This window comes from Bacteroides sp. CAG:633, assembly GCF_000435115.1.
Taxonomy (GTDB): Bacteria; Bacteroidota; Bacteroidia; order Bacteroidales; family Bacteroidaceae; genus Bacteroides; species Bacteroides ndongoniae.
Genome location: NZ_FR883133.1, coordinates 1 through 10,194, shown reverse-complemented (window position 1 = coordinate 10,194; position 10,194 = coordinate 1). Strand labels below are relative to the sequence as shown.

At 52.2% G+C, this 10,194-nt stretch carries 11 protein-coding genes; 7 read left to right on the top strand and 4 right to left on the bottom strand.

From position 1 onward, the window contains the following. The 6 genes from QVP67_RS12980 to QVP67_RS12955 form a co-directional block, all read left to right on the top strand. A partial coding sequence (locus QVP67_RS12980; RefSeq protein WP_288180190.1) for an aminotransferase class I/II-fold pyridoxal phosphate-dependent enzyme occupies nucleotides 1–234 on the top strand: 234 nt, incomplete at its 5' end. 194 nt (nucleotides 235–428) lie between these two features. Next, nucleotides 429–1,094, top strand: a complete 666-nt coding sequence (locus QVP67_RS12975; protein ID WP_022163992.1) for a DUF452 family protein — start codon at nucleotides 429–431, stop codon at nucleotides 1,092–1,094. After that, nucleotides 1,079–1,837 carry a malonyl-ACP O-methyltransferase BioC gene (gene bioC / locus QVP67_RS12970; protein WP_022163991.1) on the top strand — a complete coding sequence of 253 codons (759 nt, stop codon included), beginning with the start codon at nucleotides 1,079–1,081 and terminating at the stop codon, nucleotides 1,835–1,837. Before QVP67_RS12975 ends, bioC begins: the two co-directional genes overlap by 16 nt. Before the next feature lie 193 nt (nucleotides 1,838–2,030). Beyond that, nucleotides 2,031–2,684: a dethiobiotin synthase gene (gene bioD / locus QVP67_RS12965; RefSeq protein ID WP_022163990.1), complete on the top strand. Its 654-nt coding sequence runs from the start codon at nucleotides 2,031–2,033 to the stop codon at nucleotides 2,682–2,684. Between the two features lie 82 nt (nucleotides 2,685–2,766). Beyond that, nucleotides 2,767–3,939 carry a glycosyltransferase gene (locus QVP67_RS12960; protein ID WP_022163989.1) on the top strand — a complete coding sequence of 391 codons (1,173 nt, stop codon included), beginning with the start codon at nucleotides 2,767–2,769 and terminating at the stop codon, nucleotides 3,937–3,939. A 64-nt stretch (nucleotides 3,940–4,003) separates the two neighbouring features. Beyond that, entirely contained in the window at nucleotides 4,004–4,492 is a 489-nt protein-coding gene (locus QVP67_RS12955; protein ID WP_022163988.1) for a pyridoxamine 5'-phosphate oxidase family protein, read from the top strand. A 6-nt stretch (nucleotides 4,493–4,498) separates the two neighbouring features. Here QVP67_RS12955 and QVP67_RS12950 read toward each other — a convergent pair whose 3' ends face one another. Next, on the bottom strand, nucleotides 4,499–5,743 hold the full coding sequence (locus QVP67_RS12950; RefSeq protein ID WP_022163987.1) for an ABC transporter permease: 1,245 nt from the start codon (nucleotides 5,741–5,743) through the stop codon (nucleotides 4,499–4,501). After that, nucleotides 5,743–6,942 (bottom strand): pyridoxal phosphate-dependent aminotransferase, encoded by a 1,200-nt coding sequence (locus QVP67_RS12945; protein WP_022163986.1) that lies wholly within the window; start codon nucleotides 6,940–6,942, stop codon nucleotides 5,743–5,745. Before QVP67_RS12945 ends, QVP67_RS12950 begins: the two co-directional genes overlap by 1 nt. Before the next feature lie 211 nt (nucleotides 6,943–7,153). Between QVP67_RS12945 and QVP67_RS12940 the strand changes: the two genes are divergently transcribed. Then, the gene (locus QVP67_RS12940) at nucleotides 7,154–8,389 is read left to right on the top strand and encodes a hypothetical protein (protein ID WP_022163985.1); all 1,236 of its coding nucleotides are present in this window, start codon (nucleotides 7,154–7,156) and stop codon (nucleotides 8,387–8,389) included. A gap of 117 nt (nucleotides 8,390–8,506) precedes the next feature. Here the strand turns inward: QVP67_RS12940 and QVP67_RS12935 are convergent, their stop codons facing one another. Beyond that, the gene (locus QVP67_RS12935; RefSeq protein WP_022163984.1) at nucleotides 8,507–9,760 is read right to left on the bottom strand and encodes an ABC transporter permease; all 1,254 of its coding nucleotides are present in this window, start codon (nucleotides 9,758–9,760) and stop codon (nucleotides 8,507–8,509) included. Nucleotides 9,761–9,764: 4 nt separating this feature from the next. Further along, a partial coding sequence (locus tag QVP67_RS12930) for an ABC transporter permease (RefSeq protein WP_288180189.1) occupies nucleotides 9,765–10,194 on the bottom strand: 430 nt, incomplete at its 5' end.

Sequence of the window (10,194 nt, the reverse complement as noted above, 5' to 3'; positions counted from 1 at the left end):
CGGTTGCGCAGCCGGTTGGCAGAACAGGGATACACCACGCCCAGCGTCAGCCAGATTGTCCCCATGATTGTAGGGCCCAGTGCCGACACCGTGATACGAGCCGAGAACCTGCAACGCCACGGCTTCTACGCACTGCCTGTCCGCCCGCCTACGGTGCCCGAAGGAACTTCGCGCATCCGCTTCTCGCTGACGGCTGCACTGACGGAAGAGGAAATCGACCAGATTCCTCTCTGAAGCTACGGAGATTATTCCAGTTTAACGGCGATAAATTATCAGTTTAAAGGCAATAAACTGTCAGTTTAAAGCCGGTAAACTGTGAGTTTAAAGGCGATAAATTGTCAGTTTATGGCGGATAACCCCTAATAAACCGGGCAGTGACTGTCACTGCAACCTGATTCAGATCATCAACCTACAAGTTCAACCAAGAAATGAAACAAGTATATATCATCCACGAAAACCATCCGAAGCTGCTGCTGTTCTTTGCCGGATGGGCGGCAGACGAGACACCGTTCAGCCACTACCGTCCGCAGGGCATGGACTTCATGCTGTGCTACGACTACCGGACACTGGACTTCGACGCATCGTTGCTCCAAGGTTACGCCGAGATACACGTCGTAGGCTGGTCGATGGGCGTATGGGCAGCATCGCACGTTGTCCCCACCCTCGGCCTGAACATTGGCAGCAGTACGGCCATCAACGGAACCCCTTTCCCCATCGACGAACGGCGAGGCATTCCGCCTGTCATCTTCCAGGGAACACTGGAAGGCCTGACGGGGGCTTCGCTCCACAAGTTTCTGCGACGCATGTGTGCCGACAGTGCTGCTTTCCGCGACTTTCTGAGCCGTACTCCCCGCCGGCCTTTGGAAGAGGTACGCGACGAGCTGGACTGCATCGCCCGACAATATGCCGGACAGCCACAGCCCACGCTGAAGTGGACCGAAGCTGTCGTAGGAAGCAACGACCGTATCATCCCGCCTGCCAACCAGCTGAATGCCTGGAACGAACTGGGCACTGTGGCAATGCAAACCGAGGATGCACATTATCAGGAATCACTCTTTAAACATTACTTGCAAGACCGATGGACAAACAACTGATCGCCGAACGATTTGCCCGTGCCCGTGCCACTTACAGCCGCGAAGCACGCGTACAGCAACAGGTAGCCGAGAAGATGATTCGCCTGCTACAACGCAACGTGCCCGATGCCGGCTTCGACCGCATTGCCGAGTTCGGCTGCGGTACGGGACTTTACTCGCAACTACTATTCGACACCTGGCATCCGTCGTTGCTGCATCTGAACGACCTTTGCCCAGAGATGCGCTTCTGCCTGACGGAACTGACCGGCAACAGCGGTGTCTGCTTCGAAGCAGGTGATGCCGAAACCTGTCCCCTGCCCGACCGCTTGGACCTGCTGACCTCGTGCTCCACCCTGCAATGGTTCGTCGCACCAGCCGATTTCTTCGGCCGCAGCACCGCCTTGCTTCGTCCCGGCGGCGTATTGGCATTCAGCACATTCGGGCTGCGCAACCTGCACGAGATACGCACACTGACCGGCAACGGACTGGAATACACGCCTCCCGAACAGCTGAAAAAGGAACTGGAAGCCGCTGGTTACGAAGTGCTGTACCTCGAAGAAGAGGAAGCTGTGCTGCACTTCCCTACGCCCATCGACGTGCTGCACCACCTGCGCATGACCGGCGTCACGGGAACCGAGAAGCACACCTGGAGCCGCGGACGCCTGCAAACGTTCTGCGACGAATACCGTAACCGCTTCAGTTCGGCCGAAGGAATCAGCCTGACGTACCAGCCGATTTATGTGATTTGCCGATATAAGCAATAAAGAGTGTGTGTTTAATTAAGAATAAAAGAGAGGAACGTATTGACTTTTCAGGCACGGATTACACGGAATTTCACGGATTATTATTACCCTTTTTCTACCTCCGTGTTTTTCCGTGTAATCCGTGCCTAAAAAAGCAGCCCCTTAAAATCACACGCACCCAACACTAACTTTGTACTTAAAAAAACATTCAATTATGAATACGAACAACATCTATTTCGTCAGCGGCATCGATACGGATGCCGGAAAATCGTACTGCACCGCCTGGTATGCGGAGCAGCTTATCAAGGAAGGCAAACGGGTCATTACCCAGAAATTTATCCAGACCGGCAACGTAGGTCACAGCGAAGACATCGACCTGCACCGCCGTCTGATGGGTACCGGCTACCTGCCCGAAGACAAGGAAGGACTGACCATGCCCGAAATCTTCTCCTATCCGGCATCGCCCGACCTGGCCTCACGCATTGACCGGCGTCCTATTGACTTTGCCAAAATAGAACAAGCCACGCTTGAACTGGCCCGCCGCTACGAGACCGTCCTGGTGGAAGGAGCCGGTGGCCTGATGGTTCCGCTGAAAGACGAGTATCTGACCATCGACTACATTGCCGAGAAGGGTTATCCGCTGGTATTTGTCACCTCAGGCAAGCTGGGCAGCATCAACCACACCCTGCTGAGTCTGGAAGCCGTAGCCCGACGGGGCATCGAACTCCATACCGTACTCTACAACCTGTACCCGACCATCGAGGACACCACCATTCAGGAAGATACCCAGCAGTACCTGCAACGCTACCTGACCCGTCACTTCCCTGCTTGCCGTTTTCTGACGGTGCCCGTACTGACAGCGAAGTAAGAAAAAGAGAGGACAGGCAGTACAAGGTGTGGACGAAAATTTGTACTTTTGCACGTTACATTATTCAACTATCGCAAACTCAATGGAAACATTTGCCATCAATTCTACCGAACAATATCTGCTCATGGCAGCCGGCATTCTGTTAGCCGTTCAGATCATCTACTACCTTGTCCTCTACAGCCGTATCGGGCGGCGCAACCGCAAGGAGCAACGTAACGAACTTCACTTTACTCAGGAGCTTCCTCCTCTGTCGGTCATCATCTGTGCACACGACGAAGTGGAGAATCTGCGCCGCAACCTGCCCGCCATACTGGCACAGGACTATCCGGATTTTGAGGTGATCGTCATCAACGACGGCGAGAAGAACGAAAGCGAAGACTATCTGCTGCAACTCGAAGAGCAGTACCGTAACCTATACCACAGCTTTGTGCCCGACTCGTCGCGCTACATCAGCCGCAAGAAGCTGGCCGTCACCCTTGGCATCCGTGCCTCGCGTCACGACTGGCTGGTGCTGACCGAAGCCAACTGCCAGCCTCAAAGCAATCAATGGTTACGCCTGATGGCACGCAACTTTACACCGCATACCGGAGTCGTACTGGGCTACAGCGGATACGAACGCGGAAAAAGCTGGCTTCACCGCTGCACAGCTTTCGACAGTCTGTTCACCGCCATGCGCTATCTGGGATTTGCTCTGGGCGGACATCCGTATATGGGCATCGGGCGAAACCTGGCTTACAGGAAACAGCTCTTCTACGACCAAAAAGGATTTTCTGCCCATCTGAATCTGCGACGCGGCGACGACGACCTCTTCGTCAATCAGGTTGCCAACGGTAACAATACACGGGTAGAGACGGCCCCAGAGGCTGCAGTACGGATGCAACCCGTCTACAGAAGCAAAGACTGGCGTGAGGAAAAAATAGGGTATGCTTCGACAGCCCGCCAATACAAAGGCCTGCAACGCTGGCTGGCAGGGTTCGAAACTTTCAGCCGTCTGCTGTTCTATGCGGCATGGATCGCTATGACTGTGTGGGGCATTCTTCATTTCCACTGGCTGGTTGCCGGAATCGGTGTGCTGCTTTTCCTGATTCGCTTCATCGTCCAGGCACTGGTAATAAACTCCACGGCCAAGTCGCTGAACGAGCAATATCGCTATCGGCTGACACTTCCGTTGATTGACATCCTCCAGCCACTCCAATCCTTGTGCTGGAAGCTGTTTTACCTTTTCCGCGACAAGCGGGAATTCCTGCGGAAGTGATTATATGCTTTCCTGTTGCTCCCTAAGTACGCCCTAACAAACTCTTCCTAAAAAAGAATGAATGATGGAATATACAAACGAAGCAGTAAGAAGACAAGACCGCCTTTTGGACAACGAACGTGCATACGCCTTGCTGAAAGAAGGAGAATACGGAGTGCTGTCCATGACCGATGAAGCGGGGAAAGCCGCATACGGAATCCCCATCAATTATGTATGGGACGGCAAAGATGCCATCTACCTGCACTGTGCTCCGCAAGGCCGAAAGCTACGCTGCATCGCTGCTCATCCGGAGGTTTCATTCTGCATAGTTGGAGCTACGCATGTTGTTTCCAACAAATTCACTACCGGTTATGAAAGTATTGTGCTGGATTGTCAGGCTCGTATCGGACTGGAGGCTGAAGAGCGGAAACATGCCTTACAGCTGTTGCTACAAAAATATTCGCCCAACGATACGACCGTTGGGCTGAAATATGCAGAGAAATCTTTTCATCGCACCGAAATCATCAAACTGGAAATCCGTCGGTTCAGCGGAAAATGCAAGCGGGTACAATAGAACTTCCTATTCGTAACGCATGGAATTGGCCGGATGGATGCGCGTAATAAGGTACGAGGGTCCCAGCAGCATCAGCACCGAAGCCAGCAACGTGCCCACATTCAGCAGCAGAAACAGCCAGATGTTGAAAGATACAGGGACGGTGTCCATATAATAGGTTTCAGGATCGAGCTTGAACAATCCGAAATGACGCTGTACGAAGTAGAAAGCCAGTCCGATAGCATTGCCCCACAGCATGCCTTTCCCGATAAGAAAGACGGCAAACCACAGGAACAGTCGGCGTATGGTATCATTGTTGGCTCCTAAAGACTTCAGCACACCGATCATCGAAGTGCGCTCGATAATGATAATCAGAAGGCCCGAAATCATGGTAAAGCCGGCCACACCGATCATCAGCACCAGAATCACCCAGATGTTGACGTCCAGAATGCCGAGCCAGGCAAAGATGGAAGGATTGAGCTGTTCGATGTTACGCACACAGTATTCCTGTCCGAAACGGTCGATTACTCCATTCAGGTCGTCCCCAATCTCGTAGGTCATCTCTTCCAGACGATTGTAATCGCGCAAAGATAGCTCAATGCCGCTCGCCTGGTCAGACTCCCATTTGTTCAAACGGTTCACAAGGCACAAGTCGGTCAGCATAAACAGATTGTCATACTCGGCCAGATTGGTCTGGTAAATACCCACAATTTTCAACCGACGGGCACGGATATCGTCTTGTATGTAATACGTATCAATCTTGTCGCCCAGCTTCAACTTCAGTTTGTCGGCCAGCGATTTCGAGATAACCACCCTGTTGGACGAAGCCGAATCGCTGAACTGCGGAAACTCCCCTTCCAACAGATGATTCCGGAAGAAGGACAGGTCATACTCCGGTCCGATGCCCTTCAGCAGCATACCTTGAAAAGCCTCAGCTGTCTTTACCATTCCCATCTTGGTGGAGTAGCGCTGCACATGGCTCACCTCGGGATAGTCGGAAAGTATGGCCAGCAGACTATCGTCGGCCACTACCGGAAAAGTCTCGTAAGAGCGGGCCTGTTCCAGATTGGTGACTTGTATGTGCGAACCGAAACCGATTATCTTTTCGCGTACCTCACTTTTAAAGCCCACTATCACCGACACGGTAATAATCATCACCGCCAGCCCGATGGCAATGCCTGTCATAGCAATCAGCACCGCCGGACGGGAGACCCGCCGACCGGCATCGTCTCCCCGATAAATACGTCTGGCTAGAAACAAGGAAAGACTCATCAGTCTACTCTCCCCGGATAGGCCTCAAGCGCTTTCTGCAGTACAAAAAGGGCACGGGTCAGGTCTTCTTTCTTCAATACATAAGCAATACGCACTTCATTGCGCCCGGCTCCCGGAGTGGTATAGAAACCCGAAGCCGGAGCCATGAACACTGTCTGCCCTTCGTATTCGAACTCGGACAAACACCAGGCACAGAACTTGTCGGAATCGTCGACCGGAAGTTTGGCCACCGTATAGAAGGCACCCATCGGAATGGGCGAATAAACACCGGGAATACGGTTCAGACCATCAATCAGACATTTACGGCGTTCTACATATTCGTCGTACGTATCGCGCAAGTAATCCTCGCCGGCATCGAGCGAAGCCTCGGCAGCAATCTGCCCAATCAACGGAGGACTGAGACGTGCCTGACAGAACTTCATCACAGCATCGCGTATCTCCTTGTTCTTCGTAATCAGAGCACCGATACGGATACCGCACTCCGAGTAACGTTTGGAAACAGAATCAATCAACACCACATTCTGCTCGATACCTTCCAGATGGCAAGCCGAGATGTAAGGCGAACCGGTATAGATAAACTCACGATACACCTCATCGGAGAAGAGGAACAAGTCGTACTTCTTCACCAGGTCGCGTATCTGGTTCATCTCGCGACGGGTATACAAATAGCCGGTCGGATTGTTCGGGTTGCAGATCAGGATGGCACGGGTACGCTCGTTGATCAGTTCTTCGAATTTCTCCACCTTCGGCAACGAGAATCCCTCTTCAATGGTCGTTGCAATGGTGCGAATCTTGGCACCCGCCGAAATGGCAAACGCCATGTAGTTGGCATACGCCGGCTCGGGAACGATGATTTCGTCTCCCGGGTTCAGGCAGGCCATAAACGAGAAAAGCACCGCCTCGGAACCGCCGGACGTAATGATAATGTCGTCGGCAGTCAGGTGTATATTGTACTTTTCGTAATAACCCACCAGCTTTTCGCGGTAACTGCGGTATCCCTGGCTCGGGCTATACTCCAAGACAGTCCGGTCAATATTGCGTATCGCATCGATCGCCACCTGCGGCGTGGGCAGGTCGGGCTGTCCGATGTTCAGATGAAAGACGTGTATTCCTCTTTGTTTGGCTGCATCTGCCAGAGGAGCCAGCTTGCGGATAGGCGAAGCGGGCATCTCTGTTCCACGAATAGATATTTTAGGCATGATTCGAACTTTAAAATCTTCTTCTATTATTCAACAATTTGCATTCTTTTTGTTTAAAGGCACAAAAGTAGCGATTTATTTGGAATCAACGGAAACAGCAGACATAAAAACTTTAAAAACCTTATCTATATTAAAAACGTTATGCCAAATAAAAAGAAAGCCTTACCTTTGAGTTACTAAACCGTTAATAGCTAAAACCAAAAATAATATCATGGTCCTCAATCTGATTACATTTGCATCTACACTGCACAGGCAAATATCCATTCGCAGTTCGCACGAAACGGTATTGACTGAACTTGAAAAATATTTCACTCTAAATTTCATTGACTATCAAGATATTGGGAAAGTAACATCCGATGACTTCTGCCTGTTGTTCATTGCAACCGGAGGAGTCGAGCGGTTGGTTATCCAACATTTCGAGTCGCTGCCACGCCCTGCCATCCTGCTGGCCGACGGGATGCAAAACTCACTGGCCTCCGCCCTTGAGATTTCGTCATGGCTACGAGCCAGAGGCATGAAAAGCGAAATACTGCATGGCGAACTGACAGAGATAGTGAAACGCATCTTCGTGATGTACAACAACTTCAAGGCACAAAGGCAGATTTCCGGGTCACGCATCGGAGTGATCGGTACACCGTCAAGCTGGCTGATTGCCAGCAATGTGGATTATCTGCTGGCTAAACGGCGATGGGACATTGAGTACGTCGATATACCTTTGGAACGTGTGGCCGAATATGCCAATGCGCTCTCTGACGACGAAGTGGGTGAAGCTGCTGCCAAGCTGGCCGGAGAAGCTTTAGCCTGCCGTGAAGCATCGGCCGACGACATGCTGAAGGCCATGAAAATCTACAGAGCAGTGAAACGGATTGCCGAAGAAGAAAGACTGTCTGCACTGACGCTGAGCTGCTTCAAACTGATTGAACTGACCGGATCGACCGGATGTATGGCCCTGTCGCTGCTGAACGACGAGGGCATCATTGCCGGATGCGAAGGCGACTTGCAGTCGGTTTTTACCATGCTGGTGGTAAAAACCCTTACGGGAAAAGGGTCATTCATGGCCAATCCTTCCATGATCAACGCACGTACCAACGAAATCGTATTGGCCCACTGCACTGTAGGACTGAAACAGACCGAGAAATTCATCCTTCGCAGCCATTTTGAAACGGAACAGAGCATCGGCATCCAGGGATTGCTGCCTACGGGCGACGTGACCATCGTCAAATGCGGAGGCGAATGCCTGGACGAATACTACCTGACTACCGGCACCCTGACGGAGAACACCAACTACATCAACATGTGCCGCACGCAGGTACGTGTCCGCCTGAACTCACCGGCCGATTATTTCCTGAAGAACCCGTTGGGAAATCATCACATCCTGCTGCATGGCAACTACGAAACCATATTCAACGAATTCTTCCAGGTGAATGCCTGCAAACGGACGGAATGACATATAACTCCTGAAAACAAGAAAGAAAAATTCCCCAGTTAGGAAAAAATTTTTTGCTAACTGGGGAATATTTTTTTCCTAACTGGGAAAAAATAACGCCCTCTTTATCTGCGTGGACTACTCGTCGTGCAACGCTTCGGCGGGCTGCACTTTCATCGCCTGACGGGCAGGATACCAGATACCGGCAAGAATGATCAGTGCCATCAGCAGCAACGCCGCACTGAAACATCCCACAAAACGGGTAGCCGAAACATCGACCAGCGTGTGTACCGTGAGGTCGGCCAACTGAATGTTGAAAGCGATGAGCAAAGCCGGAACGGCTGCCAGTAGCAGAAGTGCAAGACCTTCCAGCAGGAAATGTCCCATCACCGTGCGACGGCTGCTGCCCATAGCCATACGCAGAGCCACTTCGCAACGGCGCTTGCGGGTGCGATACCAGAAAGTGGCAAACACGCACAGGAAGATATTGAACAGGAAAAAGGCCACCACTGCATAGACCGTATTCAGGTAGTTCACTGTGCCCTGCTGTATGTCGTAGGCTTCTTTCATGTCATCGTACGAACGGATGGTGTTCAGGTAGAAGATGCCCCGGTCGAACACCGGCTGCATATCCTTGCGGAAACGCTCGGCAAAACCGGCTACCTGATCGGGAGCAACGCGTATCGCCACATGCTGCCACCAGAAAGCCTGCTGGGCAGGCAGATAGATAAACGGTTCGTAGCGCTCGTAATCGTCCAGCTTGTGCCGGGGCAGGACAGCAGCCACCCGATAATTGGTCACCGGATTATCCCGCTTCAACCAGTAGGGATTGAAACAGGTCTTGCCTACAGCGTCGGCCACGTTGGGCTGATGGAACAAGGAATCTGCCAAGTCCACACTCATCAAGGCCGGCATGGGATATTCAGCCGGCGACCAGTGAGCTTCGTCTAATTGTCCGGCAATGGGTTTCAGGCGGAACACCTTGAAATAAGAAGGTGTGACATAACGGATGAAACACGACACCACATGCGCCGAATCGGTATGAGAGGCATAACCCTCTAACATTGCATCGCCCGTATAGGGAATGCTGCCGTGATAGGCACAGACTTCCTCCACGCCGGGATAGTCCTTAATCAAGTTGTACAGGTAAGCGAAATCTTTCCCCGCCCGCTGGTTATCGGCATCGTTGATGACTTCCAATGGTTTGGCCCCCACGGTCAGGTCGAACACACACGACGTGTCGTAACCCTTGGGCTGCCAGGCAGCTCCTTCGTAATTATACACTAAATCGATACCATACCACAACAGTACGGTTACGATACACAACTCCACCCACAGCCATGCGTTGGCACGTCGTTGGTTCCACATCTGTCTGTATATTTGTCTCCACATAATCTTATTCTCCTCCCGTTAATGTGTATGAAATGTTGCGGTGTACCGCCATCCAGGCCGGCAGCAGCGTAGACAGTGCGTTGAACACCAGGCACGCCGCCAGCACTGCCACGAACAACGAAGGCCGCAGCAGCAGGTCGCTGCCCAACAAGATGCCTTCCAACTCTACACCGCCCGTACCAAACAGCCACGTACCGCCCGCCACCACCAGCACGCACGACAAGGCATAGCCCAGCAAACCGCCTATCAAGGTGGTACACAGGCTCTCGGCAAACAAGTGACCGATGATGTTGGCATTAGAGGCTCCATAAGCCTTGCGGATGGCTATCTCGCCCAAGCGACTCTGCATCTGGGCATGCACCAGTCCCGATATGCCCACGGCAGGCACCACTAACAGAATCAGCAGCAACAGCACATAGACCAGACTGGCACTG

Coding starts and splice junctions, on each gene's coding strand:
- QVP67_RS12975 (WP_022163992.1), top strand. CDS start 429: ATGAAACAAGTATATATCATCCACGAAAACCATCCGAAGCTGCTGCTG.
- bioC (WP_022163991.1), top strand. CDS start 1,079: ATGGACAAACAACTGATCGCCGAACGATTTGCCCGTGCCCGTGCCACT.
- bioD (WP_022163990.1), top strand. CDS start 2,031: ATGAATACGAACAACATCTATTTCGTCAGCGGCATCGATACGGATGCC.
- QVP67_RS12960 (WP_022163989.1), top strand. CDS start 2,767: ATGGAAACATTTGCCATCAATTCTACCGAACAATATCTGCTCATGGCA.
- QVP67_RS12955 (WP_022163988.1), top strand. CDS start 4,004: ATGGAATATACAAACGAAGCAGTAAGAAGACAAGACCGCCTTTTGGAC.
- QVP67_RS12950 (WP_022163987.1), bottom strand. CDS start 5,743: ATGAGTCTTTCCTTGTTTCTAGCCAGACGTATTTATCGGGGAGACGAT.
- QVP67_RS12945 (WP_022163986.1), bottom strand. CDS start 6,942: ATGCCTAAAATATCTATTCGTGGAACAGAGATGCCCGCTTCGCCTATC.
- QVP67_RS12940 (WP_022163985.1), top strand. CDS start 7,154: ATGGTCCTCAATCTGATTACATTTGCATCTACACTGCACAGGCAAATA.
- QVP67_RS12935 (WP_022163984.1), bottom strand. CDS start 9,760: ATGTGGAGACAAATATACAGACAGATGTGGAACCAACGACGTGCCAAC.